Genomic DNA, 20,770 nt, shown 5'->3' on the forward strand with positions numbered 1-20,770 from the left:
GGGGCAGACATCTGGAGCAGTAACATGGATACGCATTTCGACCTGATCGCCATCGGTGGCGGCAGTGGTGGCCTGGCCGTGGCCGAAAAGGCGGCCCAGTTCGGCAAAAACGTTGCCGTCATCGAATCGCACAAGATGGGCGGTACCTGCGTGAACAACGGTTGCGTGCCCAAGAAAGTCATGTGGTACGCCGCCAATCTGGCGCATGCCGTCGACGACGCCAAGCACTTCGGCATCCCCGCTGAGCGTGGCGCGACCGACTGGAAGAAGCTGATCAAGGGCCGTCAGGACTACATCGGCATGATCAATCGCTATTGGGACGGCTACGTCGTCGATACCGGTATTACGCGCATCAACGGCAAGGCGCACTTCGTCGATGCCCATACGGTCGAGGTCGATGGCCAACGTTACAGCGCCGACCACATCGTGATCGCCACCGGTGGTCGCCCAATCGTTCCGCCTGTGCCGGGCGCCGAGCTGGGCATCACCTCGGACGGCTTCTTCGAACTGCAATCGCAACCGCGCAAGGTGGCGATCATCGGCGCCGGTTATATCGGCGTGGAGCTGGCCGGGGTGATGCGCGCACTCGGATCAGATGTCACGGTCGTGGCATTGGAGGCGCGGGTACTCGAAACCTTCGACGGCATGATCAGCGACGTGCTGATGGCCGAGATGCGCAAGCAAGGCATCGAGCTGCATATGAGTTTCCAGGTCGCCGGCCTGGCCAGGACCGATGACGGCATTGCGCTGGATGCCAGCAACGGCGAACGCCTGGACGGCTTCGACAGTGTGATCTGGGCGGTTGGCCGTGCACCCAACACGCGTGAACTGGCGTTGAATGTCGCCGGCGTCGAAACCCGCGCCAACGGGGTCGTGCCGACCGACGAGTTCCAGAACACGAACGTACCCGGCATCTATGCCATCGGAGATATCACCGGCCGCACGCCGCTGACGCCGGTCGCGATCGCGGCTGGCCGTCGCCTGGCAGCACGACTGTTCAACGGCGAAGCCGAGAGCCGCGTCGACTACGACAACATCCCGAGCGTGGTGTTTGCGCATCCGCCGGTAGGCACGGTCGGCCTGACCGAAGCACAGGCGCGCGAGCGCCACGCCAAGGTCACGATCTACCAGACCGACTTCACACCGATGCGCCACGCGCTGTCGGAGCACGGTGTGACGACCGCAATGAAGCTGGTATGCGCCGGCGAGAACCAGCAGGTGGTCGGCATCCACCTGATCGGCGACAACGTCGACGAGATGCTGCAGGGCTTCGCCGTGGCAGTGAAGATGGGCGCCACCAAGGCAGACTTCGACAGCACGATCGCGATCCACCCGGTCAGCGCCGAGGAACTGGTGACGATGAAGACACCGGAACCCGAACCCGAGACCCATCACGTGGTGGACAGCGGTGTCGAGTGGAAAGACGCCAGCTGAAGACAGTCACCGGGGCGATGCGTTCGCCCCGGTTATCTACCGTACGTGACACTCCCCCGACAATGAGCGACTGCGCAATCACCCTGTCGATCGACAACGCCCCGGACCTGTCCCTGATCAACCCGGTCGTCGAGCAGTGCGTGGCAACCTGGGACCTGCCCGACCGGGTCAAACGCCTGGTCGCACCGAGTTACCGCTATACCGAGGCCGATGTCGATCACCTGACCTTTGCGACGGCGCTTGTTCAAGGCAGCCGCAAGCTTGCCGGCGTCGCGGCATGGGAAACGGCTGACGATGCCGACCTTGTGCCCAAGCAGTCGGGGCTGCTGTTACATGGACTCTACGTCGCGCCGCACTATCAGCGCTGCGGTATCGGTTCACGTTTGGTGGAATGCTGCGCACAGGCCGCTCGTCAGGCCGGCGTTCAGGGCATCCTGGTCAAGGCACAGCGCGATGCTGAAGCATTCTTCGAGCGGTTGGGGTTCAGCGCGCTCCCGGTTGTCGATGAGCGACACGACTACGCCCACCGCTGGTGGAAATCGGTGTAGACGACAACCGGCCCGCGTCCCGGGCTTTGCCGATACACCGGCAGGCGCTCGATGGCTTCAGCGGGTGCTGAGCCCACCCACCGCGGACAGAAAAAGCTTGCCGATCACGCGCTGCTCGGAGTATCTAAGGTTGTCGGCCGCCCACAGCGCGCCTGCGATTCGAAGCAACCCGCTTCACTGAGTTTGCTTGCGTGGAGTCACCGTGGATCACTACGACACCCTGCCGTACGAGAGCATCCCGTTTCCGGATACCCACCCAACGGCACTGAACATGCTCGGCAGGCTGTTCGGTATCGATGCCGCATCGGCAACGCGTTGTCGCGTATTGGAACTGGGCTGCGCCACCGGCGGCAACCTGATCCCTATGGCCTGGCATCTGCGCGGCAGTGAGTTCGTCGGCATCGATCTTTCTGCGGGCCAAATCGATACCGGCAACGCAATCATCGGCGAGTTGGGGCTTGAGAACGTCCGCCTGGTCCAGGCCGACATCCGCCAGTTGGACAACAGTTTTGGTCAATTCGACTACATTATTGCGCATGGCGTCTTGTCCTGGGTGCCTTCCGACGTTCAGCAGGCGTTGTTCAGGCTGTTCCAACATCGCCTCGGGCCCGAGGGCATCGGCTATATCAGCTTCAATGTAAGCCCCGGCTGGCATGCCCGCAGCGCACTGCGCGATATGCTCCTTTACCACACGCGCGACCTCGAAGACCCGGTTACACGGCTCAATCGTGCCCGCGATTTTCTTGGCCTTCTCAAGGAGATCTACGCCTCGAACGACACACCGGCGGCGCAGGCCTTACTGGCCGAAATCCATTCGCTCGACGACGCCCACCCCAGCTACCTTTTTCACGAGTACCTCGAGACGAACAACCGCAGCTTCACATTCGACGAGTTTCGTCGCCAACTAACCGAACATGGCCTGCGTTATCTGTGCGACAGCCGCCTGCACACCATGTTCGGTAGCAATATCAGCACCACCGGTGAACACTTTCTCGACACGGTCGACAGTGATATCGCACACGAGCAGTACCTGGACTTCTTCAGCCAACGAACCTTTCGCCAGAGCCTTGTCGTTCACGAGCAGATCGAACCGAATTTCGAGATCGACCTCGAGTTGCTCGACCACCTTCACTGCGCGTCGGATCTGCGGCCGCAGTCGTCGACCGATCAGGGCGACAATGAAAAAGCCATTTTCCACACCGCAAACGGCAAGCCCGTTGAGGTCGGGGATCCACTGGCCGCGGCCATGTTGCGTATCCTGTACCAATGCTTTCCAAGCACCGTGCCGATGGCCCAACTGGCCGCGGAGGTCATCGCGAAACACGCTGACGCCGAAGAGCGCGATGCCTGGCGGACCGAGATCTTCAGCCTGTTCGCAAACAACCTCGTGATATTGACCAGCGAGCCACACCGGTTCGACAGCCCCCAACACGAACTACCGCAGACAGGGCGGCTCGCGCAGGTGCTGCTCGGCTTCGCCTGGCAACACATCCCCACGGTTTGGCATCACTCCCTGGACATCGACGACTTCACCCGTTGTTTGCTGTCGCACCTTGATGGAAAACAAGATCAAGCGGCCCTGCTTACGTGTCTAGGCGACGATGTGCAAAGCGGCAAACTGCAGCTGCCGATTGCCGGCACCGACAATGAGCAACTGCAGGAGCTGTTGGCGTTGAACACTTCCCGTTTGCTCGAGATATTCGCCAGAAACGGCATCTTGGACTGAAGCCAATCCGGTTTCGACAGCTCGACATAAACGCCGTCTTCCGACGAGCATGTCGGCGCCTCGTACGCTGAAGTACCGCCGCTCTCACCCGCCCAATCAAGCAGCACCACTCAGCCGATTAGCGCCTACACTTGCACAGTAGGGTTACCCGGATAGACCGTCACCGAACGAGGAAGAATGCCGTTCATACGCTCAGTTGCACCGATGCGTTGCCACCGTGCTGGATAGTCTGTCGTATACCGTTATCCGCACCGCCGGGCATGGGCGCTGATTGCAGTGAATCGGGACGAACAGCAAGACCGCCGGCAAGACCTGCCTGATCACGGATCATCCCGGGCCGGCACGAACAACGCCTACCGCTCGAGAGGTCATGCCGTGGTGGTACCCGAAGACGGGATCGGACAAGCTGATGGCGTCGATGCTACCCCGCAAGGGGTCGCTTCGCTCAAGCAGCGATGCGTGTCCTGGCAACTGGTCGTGCCGGGTTTTCTTCGCTGGTTTCTGCCGTTTGCCGCGGCGATCCTGGCGATCGGCTACTTCATGGCGGCGGCGGAGCTTGAGCATCAACAGCAACTGCGCGACACCAAGGCCGAAGAGCGCATCGTGCTCGCCGCGAAAGATATCGAATTGCAGTTTCGCGCGGTGGTATCCGATCTAAGATTTCTCGCCGGCGCCGATTCCCTGCATCGCCTTCTACGCAACGCCCCCGGATCGCGTTCGGCGCTGGGCCGGGATATGCGCAATTTTGCCGTGAGCGCCGCGTCATACGATCAGATCCGGTTCATCGACAAGTTTGGCGATGAACAGATCCGTGTCGACTACAACAATGGTCTAGCCCGCGAAGCTTCAAGGCATACGCTGCAAAACAAGAAACACCGCTATTACTTCACTGACTCCCTGGCGCTGGCCGAAGGCCAGGTATTCGTCTCCCCCCTGGATCTCAATGTCGAACACGGCAAGATCGAACAGCCGCTGAAACCCACGATCCGCTTCGGAATCGCGGTGTTCGACACCAACGGTAACAAGGCCGGCGTGGTCATCCTGAATTACCTGGCGAAAAACATACTGGACGGGTTCCAAACGTTGTTTGCCAGCGACCAAGGCCAACTCTACCTGCTAAATAAAGAAGGCTATTTTCTGTCAAGCCCAAATAAGGAAGATACCTGGGGCTTCATGATCAAGGGGCGGCAAGACGATCAACTCAAAACGCGCGAAGCCGCGCTCTGGGCCCGACTCAACGCGGACTATGCGGGCAGCCTCGACACCTCGGATGCGCGCTACATCTATGCCCGTATCCACCCGCTGTGGGAGGGCTTGCATTCAAGCGCGGGCTCGAACAATCTCTTCGGGCGCAGCCATACCGACGTGCCACCCAACGAGTACTACTGGACGATCGTTGCCCGCTACCCGCCGCTGACAATCGCCGATATCGTCGGCCAACCAAGCCTGATCTGGTTCATCGCCGTCGCCTTGGTGACTGCCGCCGTCAGCGCATGGTTGGTCGCGCGCGAAGCTCAGCACGAACGCGCCCACGTCAAGCAGTTGCGCCGCTATCGCGACCATCTCGAAGAACAGGTCGCAGTGCGTACCGCTGAACTGGCCAGGTCGAGTTCCAGAATGGAACTGCTGCTGGATTCGACCGCAGAAGGCATCATCGGTACCGACAGGTACGGCAACTGCGTATTCGCCAATTTCGCCGGCCTGTCATTGCTCGCCTACAGCGACGAAGCACAGATGCTGGGCAACGACATCAGACAACATATCGCGCGGCTCAATCACACGCCCGACTCAGCGCCGGCAGGCCGGCGAAGCCTGGTCGACAGCGTGATCGAATCCGGCTGCGGCGTGCACCTCGATGATGGACTGATCGTAACCCGCGATGGAGACAAGCGTCCCGCCGATATCCGCATACAACCGATGATGCAGGACGAGCAAGTGAGCGGCCTGGTCGTCAGTTTCGTCGATATCAGTGCCAACAAAGACGCCGAGCAACGGATTCGCATACTCTCGCAGGCCGTCGAGCAGAGTCCGGTATCGGTCATCATCACCGATCCGCAAGGGATGATCGAATTCGTCAACGCCAAGTTTGAAGCGGTGTCTGGCTACACGGCCGGCGACGTTGTCGGCAGAGACCCCAGCTTTCTACGCAGCGACAACGACCTCCCGCAGACCGATGACGAGATCCGACGAATGCTGGAGGCCGGGCACAGCTGGCACGGTGAGATGCACAACCAGCGGAGCGACGGCAGCCGCTACTGGGTGCGGACTCATATCGCGCCGGTCTGCGATACCAACAAACAACTTTGCCACCTGTTGCGCATCGACGAAGACATCACGCAGTACAAAGAGCAGGAACAGAAGATCGTTCAACAGGCGCACTACGATTTCCTGACTGGTCTACCCAACCGGCTGCTGGCCATGGACCGGCTCGGTCAGCTCATCAAAAAGGCGGCGCGGGACAGTGATCACGTCGTGGCCATGTTCCTTGACCTGGACGATTTCAAGAAGATCAACGACACCTTCGGCCACGAGGTCGGCGACCAGCTGCTTGTCGAGGCTTCAAGGCGACTGAGCGGTGCGATCAGAGATCAGGACACGGTATCGCGACTGGGTGGAGACGAGTTTCTGGTGATTCTCGGTACGTCGACGAGAGACGATTCAGCGAGCACGATCGCCGAGCACCTGCTCGACAAGTTCCGGGCACCGTTTCTGCTGAACGGACACGAGATCGTCGTGACCGTGAGTATCGGTATCGCACTGTTTCCGAACGATGGAGAAACTACATCGAGCCTGTTGCGCAGCGCCGACATCGCCATGTACCAGGCCAAGCGCTTCGGCGCGAATACCTACCAATACTTCGCATCGTCGATGAACGAAGAGATCGAACGCCGCCTGCACATCGAGGCGCGTCTGCGCCATGCCCTGCGGCGCGGCGATATCCAGGTGCACTACCAGCCAATAGTCAGCTTGGATGGCGATCGCCTGATCGGGGCCGAAGCCCTGATGCGTTGGCATGATGCCGAACTCGGCCAAATGCCACCGGACGAATTCATTCCGGTCGCCGAGCAAACCGGCATGATCGAAGAACTCGGCGCCTTCGTGCTCGAAGAGGCGGTGGCCCAATGTACCGTGTTCCGACAGCGATTCGGCACGCCCTTCCATATCTCCGTCAATGCATCACCATCGCAGTTCAGAGACGCCGAATTCGCATGCTATGTCGAAAGCGCGCTGTTGCGCGCGCAATTACCGCCCAGTGCACTGGTCCTCGAGGTGACGGAGGGTGTGCTACTCAGTGGCAACCCGCAGGTCGATGATATCCTCGACGCGTTACATCGCTTGCAGGTAAGGCTCGCACTGGACGACTTCGGTACAGGCTATGCATCACTCGCCTATCTGCGGCGCTACCCGTTCGACATGCTCAAGATCGATCGTGAATTCGTCCGCGACATGAGCACCGACAACAATGACCGCGAGTTGGTCAGAGCGGCAGTCCGCATGGCCCAGGCATTGGAATTGGAGGTTGTGGCTGAAGGCGTCGAGACACGCGATCAGATCGACGCCTTGCGCGAATGGAACTGCGGCTTCGCCCAAGGTTACTACTTTGGCAAACCTTGTGCTCCGACCAGTTTCGATCGGCCGAACCCCCATGAGTAAGGGGTAAAGGACGTCCCTTCACTTATAGTCGTCACGTTCCAAACCGTACTTCTTCATCTTGTCGTAAAGCGTTTTGCGCGGCAGCCCCAAGGCCTCCATCGTCGCCTTGATACTGCCGTTGTTGGCCTTGAGATGCTGTTCGATCAGACCGCGCTCGAAGCACTCGACCTGTTCCGGCAAGGTCATCGCCGGTCGGTCTGCGCTGCCGTTCAACAGTGCCTCGATGTCGTAACCGCAAGAGTCGCCCAACAGCACATAGCGCTCCGCGGCGTTGCGCAGTTCACGCACATTGCCCGGCCATTCTTCCATCATCAGGCGGTTGAGCAGATCGGGATGTGGCGGCGGAGGCTCTCGCTGGTAACGCGCACCGGCTACCAGCACAAAGTGCTGGAACAGCAAGGGAATGTCTTCGCGGCGCTCGCGCAGCGGCGGGATATCGATCATCACAACGCTCAGGCGGTAATACAGGTCTTCGCGAAACTCGCCACGCGCGGCGGCCTCGCGCAGATCAACCTTGCTTGCGGCGACGACGCGCAGGTCGAGCGGTATCACCTCGTTCGAGCCCAAACGTTCGACGGCGCGCTCCTGCAGCACCCTCAGCAGGTGAACCTGCACCTTCAAGGGCATGCTTTCGATCTCGTCGAGAAACAAGGTACCGCCATTGGCATGCTCGAACTTGCCGATGCGTCGTGAACGCGCATCGGTAAAGGCGCCTTTCTCGTGACCGAACAGTTCGCTCTCGATCAGGTGCTCCGGTACGGCACCGCAGTTGACCGCGACGAAGTTACGGTCGCGCCGGCGGCTGTTCTCGTGCAGGGCGCGCGCGACCAGTTCCTTGCCGGTGCCGGTCTCGCCGTTGACCAGCACATCGGCATCGGTGTCGGCGATCTGCCCGAGGGTCAGGCGCAGACGCTGCACGGCCGGCGTGTTGCCGATGATCCGCGGCCCCGGCTTGCTCTGCACCGCCAGTTCATTCTTCAGCCGGCGGTTTTCCATCGTCAACCGGCGCTTGTCGAGCGCGCGGCCCACCGTGTCGACCAGGTCTTCGACCGCGAACGGCTTTTCGATGAAGTCATAGGCCCCGGCGCGCATCGCCTCGACCGCCATACTGACATCGCCATGGCCGGTGATCAGAATCACCGGCAGGTCGCTATCGATCGATCGGGCCTGCTGCAGAAACTGCATGCCGTCGGTACCGGGCATGCGGATGTCGCTGATGATCGCTCCCGGCCAATCGGCATCCAGCTTTGCCAGGGCCTGGTCGGCCGTTTCAAAGGCATGTACCTGGTAGCCGGCGAGGTCGAGCGCCTGGCTCGCCGCCACGCGGATGTGCTCTTCGTCGTCGATCAACATGACCGGCAGGGCGTCACTTTTCTTCATAGGGCGAGCTTACTGTGCGAACGCAACAGAATCACCTGTGGTGTCGTTTGATACTGATCATGTAATTGCGCAAAACTCGGTCGACGGTAGTGGTATTCTGAGCCGGTTGTTCAACTCGCATATCGCACTAAGAGATCGGTGCATGCGCCGTCTCCGAAAGCGGGGCGCGCGATCAGCCAGAGCGGCGCAGTCAGGGCTGCCCGAAGGATGGCCGCGCGATGCTTCCGCCGGAGACTTTGCACAACCGATCACGACATCGCACTTTTCCATCCGAGGGTTGCAGTACGCCCTCCATGCGCGCGCCCGGCTTGCCCGTGTGTTGTCTTCCCGTGCGTCTTCGCGAGCCATGCGGGTTGCTTCGTTTTGCAATCACAATACAACTCAGAGGGGAAATGAACATGGCCGAATTGTTTTCAGCCGACTGGATGAATCAACTCAAGGATGCGTGGAACGCAGAACCGGAGGTGCGCGGCAAACTGGCTGACATCGGTTTCAGCTCGACCATCACCTGCGGTTTCAAAGATGAAGACCAGCCGCGCGGTGTGTTCGTCGTCGAGAACGGCGAATGCGTGCGTGCCGGCGACTATGCCGGTGAGGCCCCGGATTGGGATATGCGCGCCTCACGCAACGACTGGATGAAATGGGTCGAAAAAGGTCTGGGCATGGCCGGCATGGGCACAGCCTTTGCGATGGGCAAACTGAAATTTGTTCACGGCGACTTCAAATCGATGATCAAGGATCCGCGCATGGCCGGACCGTTCGTCAAGAGCTTCGGCCTGATGCAGAAAATCGGCGCCGACTAACAATCGGTATGGCGGCGTTATGACAGCATGACGCCGCCACCGGCTGCCCGATCCGCCTGCTCATCCTGCCATGCCGCCAGGACCAGGCGGAACACCGCCCCGCCCTCGTGGCCATTGTCGACCGTCAGCGTGCCGCCGAGGCGCTGCACGATCGTATGTGAAATTGATAGCCCCAAGCCCAAGCCACTCTCGGTGGTCGTAAAGAACGGGTCGAAGACGCGTTCGAGATTCTCCGGCGCGATACCCGGGCCGGTGTCGCTGACAGTAACCACGACCAGCCCGTCGTGTTCTTCGCCGCATACCTGGATATGTTTGCGCGGCTGTTGCTGCAACACGTCACAGGCGTTGCCGATCAGGTTCACCAACACCTGTTCGAGTTGTACCGGGTCTGCCGCGACGAACAGATCGTCGGCCGGCAGCTCGATCGACAGCTCGGCACCGACATGCTGCACACGCGTCATGACGATACGTCGGGCGCCATCCAGGCAGGCGCGCAGGGATACGCGAATGCGCTGGCCGCTGGCCTTGCGCGAGAACACCTTGAGCTGGCCGCTGATCTGCGCCATGCGGCCAGTCAGCTCGCTGATCTGTTGCAGGTTCCAGGCAGCCTGTTCGAGGTTTTCACGCGCCAGGTAGGTTCGCGCGTTGTCGGCATAGGTCCGCATCGCCGCGAGCGGCTGGTTCAGTTCATGGTTGATACCCGCCGACATCTGGCCGAGCGCCGCCAGCTTGGCGGCCTGGATCAGTTCGTCGCGGGTGTGCTCGTGTTCTTCGATCTCCTGGCGCAGCAGCCGGTTGGCCTCGGTCAGATCCTTGGTGCGGCGGCCGACGCGTTGCTCGAGTTCGTCCAAAGCCTCCTGCATCGCGGCGCGGCGTTCGGTCTCGCGCTCACGTCGCCGTCGGTCGCGTGCGGTATACAGCCGCGCGCCGGTTACCAGCAACAGCAGGGTACTCATCGCAAACAAGCGGGTCTGTACCACCTGCGGTGAAATCACCGCCTGCGACACCAGCAGGTGGATGCGCCAGCCGGCCTTGGGCATGTCGCGCGTCAGGCTCAGGTATTTTTCGCCATCCTGCTCGCCCACGGTGACCAACACGCTGCCCGACGGCCGGGTCACGTCGGTCTGATAACTGATCGGCCGCAGCTCGGCGTCCGGATAACGCCGCGACGCGCGCACACGCGCCGTCCCCTCATCGCCGAGCGGTCGAATCGTGCGGTAGCGCCATTCCGGCTGGGTGGCGATAAAGATCACGCCGTCGGGGTCGGTAACCAGCAGCTGGGTATCGCTGCTGCCCCAATCGTTTTCCAAGGTATCGATCTGAATCTTGACGACGATGACCCCGAGCGTGTCGCCCTTGGCCCCGACCGGGTAGGAAAAGTAATAGCCGCGCCGTCCGGACGTCGTCCCCAGCGCGTAGTAGCGGCCTGGCCGGCCCTGCATCGCCTCTTTGAAATAAGGCCGAAACGCGAAGTTGCGACCGATGAAGGTGATCTCGTCCTGCCAATTGCTGGCGGCGATCGTGACGCCGCGCTGGTCCATCAGGTAGACGTCCAGCGAACCGGTTATCTGGTTGACGTGGCGGAGAAACTGGTTGACCTCTTCGCGCAGCGGTCGATCGTCCGGCAGCAACAGCAGGGTGCGCAGCCGTTGATCATCGCCCAGCAAAGCCGGCAGAAACGAGAACTGCTCGATCTGCCCGGCCAAGTGCGAGACGTACAGGTCGAGTTCCTGTCGGCCCTTCACCTCGAGTTCGTCCAGCAGGGATTGCTGCTGGATACTGCCGAGCTGCCACGACAGCACGACCATCGCGGCAACCAGCAGCCACCAACCGAACGACTTGCGCGCCCGGTCGATGAACGCGGGACTATGCGCCGAGTTCGAGGATGGCATCCATTTCCACGTTGGCGTTGCGCGGCAGTGAAGCGACACCGATCGCCGCACGCGCCGGATAGGGTTCCTGGAAATACTCGCTCATGATCTCGTTGACCAGCGAGAAATTGGCCAGGTCGACCAGGAACACGTTCAGTTTGACGACGTCGTCCAGGCTGCCGCCAGCCGCACGGGCGACCGCCTGCAGATTATCCAGAACGCGACGGATCTCGTTCTCGGTGTTGCCGTCGACCATCGTCATGGTTTGCGGATCGAGTGCGATCTGCCCCGACATGTAAACGGTCGTCCCGACCTTGACGGCCTGGGAATAAGTTCCGATCGCCTGCGGCGCCTGGTCGGTCTTGATGATTTCGCGGGACATGGGCAAGGAACTCCTGACAACTCAAAGTGAAAACCTGTGGATCGTGGCACGGTGAGCAGCCGATCGCCATTCAACTTTTGCGCGACACGGGTCGATAAACCCTGCATGATTTCGTTTCACGCCGGTCACCGGACGAATACCATGAACGCACTTTATCGAAAGCCGATTGCCCTGCCCAGCCTGTTGCCGGGCCTGATCCTGACCTTGGCGCTGGGCGCCTGCGACTCGCAACCACCGCCCGAGCAGGCAGCCAAAGAGCCCGTGCCCAATCAGTACCTCGAGGCCATTCAAGAGGCCGAAGCGCTCAAGCACACGATCGAAGAACGCAACCTGCAAGAAAAGCAGATCGACGAACTGCTCGGTAAAGGTCAGTCCGAGCGCTGAGCGAACAGCCCCGGCAACAGCAGCAGGATTGCCAGCGTGACAACTCCCCAGTTGCCCCAATAAACGAAAGGTGTCGTGCCGCGCATCGGCACGACATCATCGGTCAGCACGTGCTGCTTGAACTGCGGCGAGGTCGACACGATGTGGCCCTTGTCGTCGATGATCGCCGACACTCCGGTATTGGTAGAACGCATCATGTAACGTCCCGTTTCCAGTGATCGCATGCGCGCGATCTCCAAGTGCTGGTGCGGCGCGAGCGAATCGCCGAACCATGCATCGTTGCTGGCATTGACCAACAGCGTGGCCTCCGGCAGGGCGCGGATGATCTCCTCGCCATAGGCGTCCTCGTAACAGATATCGACGCCCACCGGTTGTCCGGCGAGTGTTACAAGCGGTTTACCGTTGCCGCCCGCGGCGAAGTTCGACATCGGTATCTGCATGAAGTCGAGCACCGGCCGTGTCCACTCATCGAACGGCAGGTATTCGCCGAACGGCACCAGGTGGCGCTTGTGGTAATGGTCGCGGCCACTGATGCCGAGACTCAGCATAGCGTTGTAGTAATCGCCCTGGCGGTCACCGGCAACGATACCGAGCAACACGTCGCGCCCCTGCGTCGTCAGTCGTTCGTGCAGCGGCGCCAGCAGCTTTGCTTCAGCCTCGTCGGCAAAGGCGGGTACAGCGGTTTCCGGCCAGATGACGATCTTGCTGTCGGGCACGGACTCGGTCATGTCGAGATAGCGTTGCAGCGTGATCTGCCGCATGGATTGTTGCCACTTTTGCGCCTGCTCGATATTGCCTTGCAGCAGGCTCACCCGGATCGGCTCTGCCGCGGGCGTCGTCCAGGTCCATTGCTGCAAGCCGAAACCCGCCGCCCACAGCACGGCCAGCGCTGCGATGGCGCCGACTCGCGGCAGCAGGTTGAGCAGCCCCGCCGATGCCACCAGGACCAAGGTGATGCCATAGGAACCCAGCACCGGGCCGAAGCCGTTCAGCGGCAGATCGATCTGGCTGTAACCCAGCGCCAGCCACGGAAACCCGGTAAACAACCAACCGCGCAGCCATTCGACCAACACCCACGCCGCCGGGGCCAGCAGCACAAACCACAGCACCGGGTTGCGTGAGCGCAGCCTGCCGACGAGCCATCCGGCCAGGCCGTAGTACAGCGCCATGAACGCGACGAACAACAGCGTGATGACGACCGCCAGCGCCATCGGCACGCCACCGAACTGCGAGATACTGATCCGAATCCAGAATACGCCGAAGCCCATCAGCCCCAGACCGAAGGCATACCCGAGCCAGAAGTTCGCGCCCGGCGTGGCGCTATGGCGCCACAGATGGAGCAGCAACGCGATCGCCGGCAACATGACCAATCCGAAACCGAAAGGCGCATAGGCAAGCACGCCAAGGGCGCCCAGCATGAACGCGAGCAGAAGCTGGCCGGGCAACGGCCAGTGGGCAGGATTGAACGACACGATCAGTTGCTCGGTGAGGTGTTCTCGTCCGGCGATTCCATGGGGGGAGTATCGCTGTCTTCGATACGTTCGACGTTGAGCAGGCGCACCTTTCGACTATCGGCGCGCACCACGGTGAAACGAAAACCTCCAACGACCACGGACTCACCGCGCACCGGGAGGTGACCGAAGGCATTGACCGTCAATCCACCGATCGTGTCGTAGTCGCTGTCATCGAACTCGACTTCAAAATGCTCGTTGAAGTCTTCGATCGTCGTATGCGCCTTGATCATGTAGTTGTTCGGACCGCGCTTGAGGATGAACGCGCCTTCGTCGAAGTCGTACTCGTCTTCGATCTCGCCGACGATCTGTTCGAGCACGTCTTCGATCGTCACCAGTCCGGCGGCATTGCCGTATTCGTCGATCACGATGGCCATGTGATTGCGGCTGGCACGAAACTCGCGCAACAACACGTTCAGACGTTTGCTTTCCGGTACGAACACCGCCGAGCGTACGATGTCGCGCAGCTTGAAGCGCGGTGCGCTTTCGCCGCAGTACTGCAGCAGGTCCTTGGCCAACAGGATGCCGATGACTTCGGCGCGATCATCGTCGATGACCGGGAATCGGGAGTGCGCCGAGTTCACGACGACAGGGAGGATCTGGTTAAGGTCCTGATCGCGCCCGATCACCACCATCTGTGCACGCGGAATCATGATGTCGCGCACCTGCAGATCGGAAACCTGCAATACCCCTTCGATCATGCCCAACGCTTCACTGTCGAACAGTGCGCGATCCCTGGCCTGCTGCAGCAAGGCGATCAAATCCTTGCGGTCCCTGGGTTCACCTACGACACCGGGGAACAGGCGTTCCAACCAGCGAGCCGTGAGTGAACCGCTGCTAGATCGGTCTTCGTTCATGTTGTTTCATCATCTGCGTAAGGAGCCGGGTAACCCAACCCGGCGAGAATCTCGGTCTCGCGGGCTTCCATGCGAACGGCGTCGGCATCGTTCTCGTGGTCAAAACCCTGCAGGTGCAGCATACCGTGCACCACCATATGCGCCCAATGTGCCTCGGCCGATTTCGATTGCTCGGCCGCCTCGCGTTCGACCACGGACGCACAGATCACCAGGTCGCCGATATGGTGCAGGTCGAGTTCCGGAACCGGGTCGTAGGGAAACGACAACACGTTGGTCGGTTTGTCCTTGCCGCGAAAATCGTGGTTGAGTTGCCGGCTTTCCGACTCGTCGGTAATCCGCACAACGACCTCGGCCTCGACAGGGTCTGCATCCTGCCACGCGGCATGCACCCAATCGGCGACCTGCTCCGCTGACGGAACACTGTCGTCTTCAACGACGCATTGCACCTCAACGGCCAGCGCCATCGTCGCCCTCGCGTGAACGGTCGAAGCGGTCGTAGGCCTGCACGACTTTCTGCACTAGGTTGTGGCGCACGACGTCGCGCGCGCTGAAGAAGGTGAAACTGATGCCCTCGACCTCGCGCAGGATCTCGACCGCCTGGCGCAGGCCGGACTTCTGGCCGCGCGGCAAGTCGACCTGGGTGACGTCACCGGTGATGACCGCGGTCGAGCCGAAACCCAAGCGGGTCAGAAACATCTTCATCTGTTCGGTGGTAGTGTTCTGCGCCTCGTCGAGGATGATGAACGCCTCGTTCAAGGTACGCCCGCGCATGTAGGCCAACGGCGCCACTTCGATCACATTGCGCTCGATCAGTTTGTGCACACGCTCGAAACCGAGCATCTCGTACAGCGCGTCGTACAGCGGACGCAGATAGGGGTCGATCTTCTGCGCCAGGTCGCCGGGCAGAAAACCCAAACGCTCGCCCGCCTCGACCGCAGGGCGCACCAGCAGGATGCGGCGAATCTGGTCACGTTCGAGTGCATCGACCGCGCACGCTACCGCGAGATAGGTCTTGCCGGTACCGGCCGGGCCGACGCCGAAGTTGATATCGTGGGTCAGCACCTTGTGCACGTACTGCGCCTGATTCGGCCCACGGGGACGCACCATGCCGCGACGCGTCTTGATGACCGTCTCCGGTACCTCGTCAGCCTTATCGAGCAAGGCATCGACACCAGACTCTTGCAGAAAGAGGTGCACGCGCGCCGGGCTCAACGCCTCTTCCGCACTGGCCTTGTACAGTCCCTGCAACACCTCGCGGCCGGCCTCGATCGCCTGCGGCTCGCCGAGCAGACGAAAGGAGTTGCCACGGTTGTTGATCTCAATACCCAGGCGCGTCTCCACCTGGCGCAAATGCTCGTCCAGCTGGCCGCAGACATTGCGCAGGCGCTCGTTGTCTTCCGGCTCCAAGACTAGATCGACAGATTCAGGAAGGTCAGACATGCGATACATCCGCAACGGTGAGTTCACGCAAGGGCACGTGATGCGAGCCTTTCATCAAGCGCTTGCCACCTCGGCCCGGGGTTCCGCCAGCAGCTCGCCGCGCAGCGAATTCGGATTGGCCGCGGTGATCTGCACATCGACGAACTGTCCGATCAACGACGCCGGCCCTTCAAAATTCACGACACGATTGTTCTCGGTGCGCCCGGCGATCTCGTTGGGGTTCTTGCGCGACGGCCGGTCGACCAGTACACGTTGAATCGTACCGACCATGCTGCGGCTGATGCGCTGCGCATTGTCATTGATGACATGCTGCAAACGCGCCAGGCGCGCCTGCTTGGTTTCCATCGTCACATCGTCCGGCAGGTCGGCGGCCGGCGTGCCCGGTCGGCGGCTGTAGATGAAACTGAATGAATGATCGAAGCCGATCTCGTCAATCAGTTTCATGGTGTGTTCGAAATCCTGGTCGGTCTCACCGGGGAAACCGATGATGAAGTCCGACGACATGCTGATATCGGGCCGGAGGGTGCGCAGCTTCTTGATCTTCTGCTTGTAGTCAAACGCGCTGTGACCGCGCTTCATCGCGAGCAGGATGCGATCCGATCCGGATTGCACCGGCAGGTGCAGATGACTAACCAACTCGGGCACGTCAGCATAGGCCTCGATCAGTGCGTCGGAAAACTCGACCGGATGCGAGGTGGTGTAACGGATACGTTCGATGCCGTCGATCGCAGCGACATAGCGGATCACCAGGGCCAGGTCGGCGATCTCGCCATCGTGCATGCGGCCGCGGTAGGCGTTGACGTTCTGGCCGAGCAGGTTGACCTCGCGCACACCTTGCGCGGCAAGCTGCGCAACCTCGGCGATCACATCATCGAACGGACGACTGATCTCTTCGCCGCGCGTGTAAGGCACGACACAGAAGGTGCAGTATTTCGAACAACCTTCCATGATCGAGACGAAAGCGGTTGGGCCTTCGGCACGCGGCTCGGGCAGGCGGTCGAATTTCTCGATCTCGGGAAAGCTGACATCGACACTGGGCAGGTGTTGCCGGCGCGCTCGGTCGAGCATGGCGGGCAGGCGATGCAGGGTCTGCGGGCCGAACACGAGGTCGACGTAAGGTGCGCGTTCGCGAATCGCCTCGCCTTCCTGGCTCGCCACGCAACCGCCCACGCCGATCACCAGATCGGGGCGCTCGCGTTTCCAGTCTTTCCACACACCCAACTGAGAGAACACCTTCTCTTGTGCCTTCTCGCGGATCGAACAGGTGTTCAGCAGCAACACGTCTGCCTGCTCGGGATCCTCGGTCAATTCCAGGCCATGCGATTCACGCAGCACATCCTCCATCTTCTGGGAGTCGTACTCGTTCATCTGGCAACCGAAGGTGCGAATGTATAGTTTGCCCGCCATCGTGCTCAACAACTGCAAAGGGCCGGCGATTTTACGCTTAAAATCAGGGGATTGCACCCATTCTCGTGGTAGGTGGGCCGAGCGCGGCTCCGGCCGGATGGGGCCGCGCGTTCAGGGTTTAAAGTCCGACCAACTCGGCGCCGACGCCACGCTGGCGCACCTGGCTCAACAGATCGGTGGCGTGAATGCCCTCGGGGTCGTAGTCGATCAACATCAGGTGACGCGCACGATCGTTCACGCAGGCGCTGTAAACGCCCGGAATGCTGCCGATGTCTTTCTCCAGCGCATGGATCGCGTCGTCTTGCAGATCTTCGTCGATATGAATAACCACGTCAGAACAGTAAGTGTGCATCATCGTTACTCCCGTAACGTGCCTGCACAGGGTGCAGGCTCTCAAGCTAAATAACTAGCCGAGTAAATTCCACCGGCAATCAGGAAAAACCCTTAGCACCGCGCAACGGTAACCAAAGCGTCGCATCCGCGACGCAATCCCCACGCCGCACAGCGCAACCGGGAATCAGATTCGTGCCGGCGTGCCTCCGACGGTCGCTGCGGAACGCTGCTGCCGCCCCGCGTAGCGCGCCATATCCAAACCCTCGGGATTGATCTCGGGCGTCTGCCCGGAAATCATGTCGGCCAGCAAGCGGCTCGAACCGCACGACATGGTCCAACCCAACGTACCGTGCCCGGTATTCAGGTACAGATTGTCGATCGGGGTAGCGCCGACCAGCGGCGTGCCGTCCGGCGTCATCGGGCGCAGCCCGGTCCAGAATTCGGCCTGCTCGACGTCTCCACCGGTCGGAAACAGATCCGACACCACGTGCGCCACGGTGCGCCGGCGCGACTCGCGCAAGGTCAGATCGAATCCGCCGAGTTCCGCCGTGCCGGCGGCACGTATACGGTTACCCAGGCGCGTTACGGCGACCTTGTACGTCTCGTCCATGATGGTGGAAACGGGCGCGCAGGCCGGATCGTCGATTGCCACGGTGATCGAATAGCCTTTTACCGGGTAAACCGGTATGTCCAGCCCAACCGCCTTCAGCATGCGGGTCGAATAGCTGCCCATCGCCATCACATACCGGTCGCCACGCACCCTGCCCTCGCCGGTTCTAACGGCGGTGACCTGGCCATGCTCGACATCGAGACCCTGGATATCGACGCCGAAGCGAAACTCAACGCCCATCGCACTCGCTGTTTCGGCAAGCGCTTGTGTGAACTGGAAACAATCTCCGGTTTCATCCAGCGGCAGGCGCAGTCCGCCGACAAATTTTTCGCGCACACCGCCGATCCCCGGTTCGACCGCGACGCAACCGTCGCGATCGAGCAATTCGTACGGCACCCCGCAGGCATCGAGCACGGCCGTGTCGGTTGCCGCGGCATCGAGCTGTTTCCCGGTACGGAACAGCTGCAGGGTGCCACGCGTTCGCTCGTCGTAGCTGATCCCGGTCTGGGTGCGCAGCTCGCCCAATGCCATCCTGCTGTACTCCGCCAGGCGCAACATGCGGGCCTTGTTGACCCGATAGCGTTCCTCGGTGCAGTTGCGCAACATCATGCCGACCCAACGCCACATCGCAGGATCCCAGCTTGGCCGAACGACCAGCGGAGAATGTTTGGCGAACAACCACTTGATGGCCTTAAGCGGTATACCGGGCGCGGCCCAGGGCGCCGAGTAGCCGGGTGACACCTGGCCGGCGTTGGCGAAGCTGGTCTCCATGCCTGCGCCGGGTTGGCGGTCGAGTACGACAACGTCGTGGCCCTGCCGGGCAAGGTAGTAAGCCGAGGTCGTGCCGAGCACTCCGCTACCCATCACCACCACTTTCATTGAAGACCTCCTTCCGGCGAACACGTTGACAGCGTGCCCACCGGCTACCGACCCGAACGGCACGTCAACTGCCAACTCAGGTGCAATCTTGGTGCCACAGCCACGCAACGATCACCATCCGGAACGTTTGCGATTTTCTGTCGAGAACCGCCAAACCCCGCATCCATCCAGCAGGGTCGCCACCGTTCCTGTATTGGGCAGGCGACGGGCGGCGATGTTCCCATGCAGCATGCTTTCCGAACGCGGCGCCAATCTGGCGCAGCACCGTTCGAATCGCTGCACCATCGCGTGGCGTCCTGCCCGGCCAGCCGGGATCGGTAGGCGCAGCCGGAGGACTCACCCCGGGGCGAGCTGAGGTCTTAAACCGCACATCGATCCGGCCCGGTTTGTGGGAAATTCGACAAACGGGTCGCACTAATCAGGTGTTTGCGCACCGAAAAGCCTTGGTACAGCGTTTGCTAGATCGCTGGTTAATACGGTTGCCAGCCGCTCGCTGACAACGTTTTCGATTGCGAGGAGATATGTCGATGCCACCGGTGTTTGAGCTACGCAAGAACGATGAGGACTACTACTACTTTCACTTCCTCAACGGCGAAGGTGAGCTGATCCTGCTGAGCGCCGAATACCCGGAAAAGGCATCGGCCGAAGCGGCGATCAACGACGTGCGCGTGGGGTCATTGACGGCCAACCAGATCGCAGCAGGCCGCGTCGCCGGCGGCGAAACGTTCTTCGTCATCAAAGACACGGCCGGCGACGTGCTGGTCAAAAGCGTTCTCTACAACGACCGCATGATCTTCGACAACGCGCTGCATACGGTCAAAGACAATGCCTGCGTCGCCGAGATCGACGATCTGACGGCCGCTGCCTGAGCGCCACTGCCGCAGACCTGTCGTTGCCGGGTCTTCACCGCTACCGGGGACCGAGATGGGCGTTGAATTCACCATCACCAAAGAGCTTGCCAACATCGGCGTGACGCTGAGCGAACTGATATCCATCACGTCGACCGTCCAGCGCGAGATACGGGGCAAGGTATTCAACGACGTCTTTGATCGCATGGTCAACGAACTTGCCAAGACCTATGACGTGGTCATCGACAATCTGACGCCGCTACTCGACATCGAAACCGTCGACGACTTCGCCGCCGGTTTCGATCAGCGCTACGCCAAGTTTCGCGATGAATACCTGATCGAGATCAGCAAACCGCGCAGCTATTGCGACGAATCGTACGAGACCTACCTGGAGCTCAAGACGCTGCGCGAGACGAAGACCAAATTTCCGCTACTGAAACGCACCTTCGACCGACTCGACCAATTCGTTGAAAAATGGATTACCAACGATGAATGGTTGGCCATGAGCGTCGATACGCTGTTCAAAATGCTGTATCGCCTGCTGACCGAAATCAGCGATACCAAGGCAAAGGACATTGAAGATGCCTACCTGCTCTATCAATCGGGGCGCGAGGCGTTCATTGCACATCTCGGGCTGATCGCCGACCGACAGGAAGTGTTCGACTCACTGCGGGTGGAACACGTTTAGCCGCACATCAGAACG

At 60.9% G+C, this 20,770-nt stretch carries 18 protein-coding genes; 8 read left to right on the plus strand and 10 right to left on the minus strand.

Going from position 1 to position 20,770, the window contains the following annotated elements:
* Window positions 1-24: 24 nt before the first annotated feature.
* From gorA to B1781_RS19390, 4 genes are all read left to right on the plus strand, one after another.
* Window positions 25-1,434, plus strand: a complete 1,410-nt coding sequence (gene gorA / locus B1781_RS19375) for a glutathione-disulfide reductase (protein ID WP_078121231.1) — start codon at window positions 25-27, stop codon at window positions 1,432-1,434.
* Window positions 1,435-1,496: 62 nt separating this feature from the next.
* Complete coding sequence (locus tag B1781_RS19380; RefSeq protein WP_125932184.1) at window positions 1,497-1,982, plus strand: GNAT family N-acetyltransferase; 486 nt, start codon at window positions 1,497-1,499, stop codon at window positions 1,980-1,982.
* A gap of 202 nt (window positions 1,983-2,184) precedes the next feature.
* Window positions 2,185-3,708 (plus strand): methyltransferase regulatory domain-containing protein, encoded by a 1,524-nt coding sequence (locus B1781_RS19385; RefSeq protein WP_078121232.1) that lies wholly within the window; start codon window positions 2,185-2,187, stop codon window positions 3,706-3,708.
* 459 nt (window positions 3,709-4,167) lie between these two features.
* Window positions 4,168-7,362 carry a bifunctional diguanylate cyclase/phosphodiesterase gene (locus B1781_RS19390; protein WP_125932185.1) on the plus strand — a complete coding sequence of 1,065 codons (3,195 nt, stop codon included), beginning with the start codon at window positions 4,168-4,170 and terminating at the stop codon, window positions 7,360-7,362.
* A gap of 18 nt (window positions 7,363-7,380) precedes the next feature.
* On the opposite strand, the gene B1781_RS19395 is transcribed toward B1781_RS19390, so the two are convergent.
* The gene (locus tag B1781_RS19395; RefSeq protein ID WP_078121234.1) at window positions 7,381-8,742 is read right to left on the minus strand and encodes a sigma-54-dependent transcriptional regulator; all 1,362 of its coding nucleotides are present in this window, start codon (window positions 8,740-8,742) and stop codon (window positions 7,381-7,383) included.
* A gap of 398 nt (window positions 8,743-9,140) precedes the next feature.
* On the opposite strand from B1781_RS19395, the gene B1781_RS19400 reads away from it, so the two are divergent.
* Window positions 9,141-9,545 (plus strand): SCP2 sterol-binding domain-containing protein, encoded by a 405-nt coding sequence (locus B1781_RS19400; protein ID WP_078122147.1) that lies wholly within the window; start codon window positions 9,141-9,143, stop codon window positions 9,543-9,545.
* A gap of 17 nt (window positions 9,546-9,562) precedes the next feature.
* On the opposite strand, the gene B1781_RS19405 is transcribed toward B1781_RS19400, so the two are convergent.
* Window positions 9,563-11,437: a sensor histidine kinase gene (locus B1781_RS19405; protein WP_078121235.1), complete on the minus strand. Its 1,875-nt coding sequence runs from the start codon at window positions 11,435-11,437 to the stop codon at window positions 9,563-9,565.
* A complete protein-coding gene (locus B1781_RS19410) occupies window positions 11,412-11,798 on the minus strand; it encodes a RidA family protein (protein WP_078121236.1) in 387 nt (128 codons plus the stop codon). The genes B1781_RS19405 and B1781_RS19410 overlap by 26 nt, the downstream gene beginning before the upstream one ends.
* A gap of 141 nt (window positions 11,799-11,939) precedes the next feature.
* Between B1781_RS19410 and B1781_RS19415 the strand changes: the two genes are divergently transcribed.
* Window positions 11,940-12,182: a hypothetical protein gene (locus B1781_RS19415; protein ID WP_125932186.1), complete on the plus strand. Its 243-nt coding sequence runs from the start codon at window positions 11,940-11,942 to the stop codon at window positions 12,180-12,182.
* On the opposite strand, the gene lnt is transcribed toward B1781_RS19415, so the two are convergent.
* The 7 genes from lnt to B1781_RS19450 form a co-directional block, all read right to left on the minus strand.
* Window positions 12,167-13,654: an apolipoprotein N-acyltransferase gene (gene lnt / locus B1781_RS19420; RefSeq protein WP_334223792.1), complete on the minus strand. Its 1,488-nt coding sequence runs from the start codon at window positions 13,652-13,654 to the stop codon at window positions 12,167-12,169. The two genes, B1781_RS19415 and lnt, sit on opposite strands and share 16 nt — an antisense overlap.
* A 2-nt stretch (window positions 13,655-13,656) precedes the next feature.
* A complete protein-coding gene (locus B1781_RS19425) occupies window positions 13,657-14,550 on the minus strand; it encodes an HlyC/CorC family transporter (protein WP_078121238.1) in 894 nt (297 codons plus the stop codon).
* A complete protein-coding gene (ybeY, locus tag B1781_RS19430; protein WP_078121239.1) occupies window positions 14,547-15,014 on the minus strand; it encodes an rRNA maturation RNase YbeY in 468 nt (155 codons plus the stop codon). Before ybeY ends, B1781_RS19425 begins: the two co-directional genes overlap by 4 nt.
* Window positions 14,998-15,990 (minus strand): PhoH family protein, encoded by a 993-nt coding sequence (locus tag B1781_RS19435; protein ID WP_078121240.1) that lies wholly within the window; start codon window positions 15,988-15,990, stop codon window positions 14,998-15,000. Before B1781_RS19435 ends, ybeY begins: the two co-directional genes overlap by 17 nt.
* A 54-nt stretch (window positions 15,991-16,044) precedes the next feature.
* Window positions 16,045-17,397 (minus strand): tRNA (N6-isopentenyl adenosine(37)-C2)-methylthiotransferase MiaB, encoded by a 1,353-nt coding sequence (miaB, locus tag B1781_RS19440; RefSeq protein ID WP_078121241.1) that lies wholly within the window; start codon window positions 17,395-17,397, stop codon window positions 16,045-16,047.
* A gap of 118 nt (window positions 17,398-17,515) precedes the next feature.
* Window positions 17,516-17,752 carry a heavy-metal-associated domain-containing protein gene (locus tag B1781_RS19445; protein WP_334223793.1) on the minus strand — a complete coding sequence of 79 codons (237 nt, stop codon included), beginning with the start codon at window positions 17,750-17,752 and terminating at the stop codon, window positions 17,516-17,518.
* Window positions 17,753-17,914: 162 nt separating this feature from the next.
* Window positions 17,915-19,219, minus strand: a complete 1,305-nt coding sequence (locus B1781_RS19450) for a D-amino acid dehydrogenase (protein WP_078121242.1) — start codon at window positions 19,217-19,219, stop codon at window positions 17,915-17,917.
* Between the two features lie 527 nt (window positions 19,220-19,746).
* Between B1781_RS19450 and B1781_RS19455 the strand changes: the two genes are divergently transcribed.
* Window positions 19,747-20,088 carry a YegP family protein gene (locus B1781_RS19455; RefSeq protein WP_078122150.1) on the plus strand — a complete coding sequence of 114 codons (342 nt, stop codon included), beginning with the start codon at window positions 19,747-19,749 and terminating at the stop codon, window positions 20,086-20,088.
* A 55-nt stretch (window positions 20,089-20,143) separates the two neighbouring features.
* Entirely contained in the window at window positions 20,144-20,755 is a 612-nt protein-coding gene (locus B1781_RS19460) for a hypothetical protein (RefSeq protein ID WP_078121243.1), read from the plus strand.
* The last annotated feature ends 15 nt before the right edge of the window (window positions 20,756-20,770 follow it).

The organism is Thiosocius teredinicola (assembly GCF_002009425.1).
Classification (GTDB): domain Bacteria; phylum Pseudomonadota; class Gammaproteobacteria; order Chromatiales; family Chromatiaceae; genus Thiosocius; species Thiosocius teredinicola.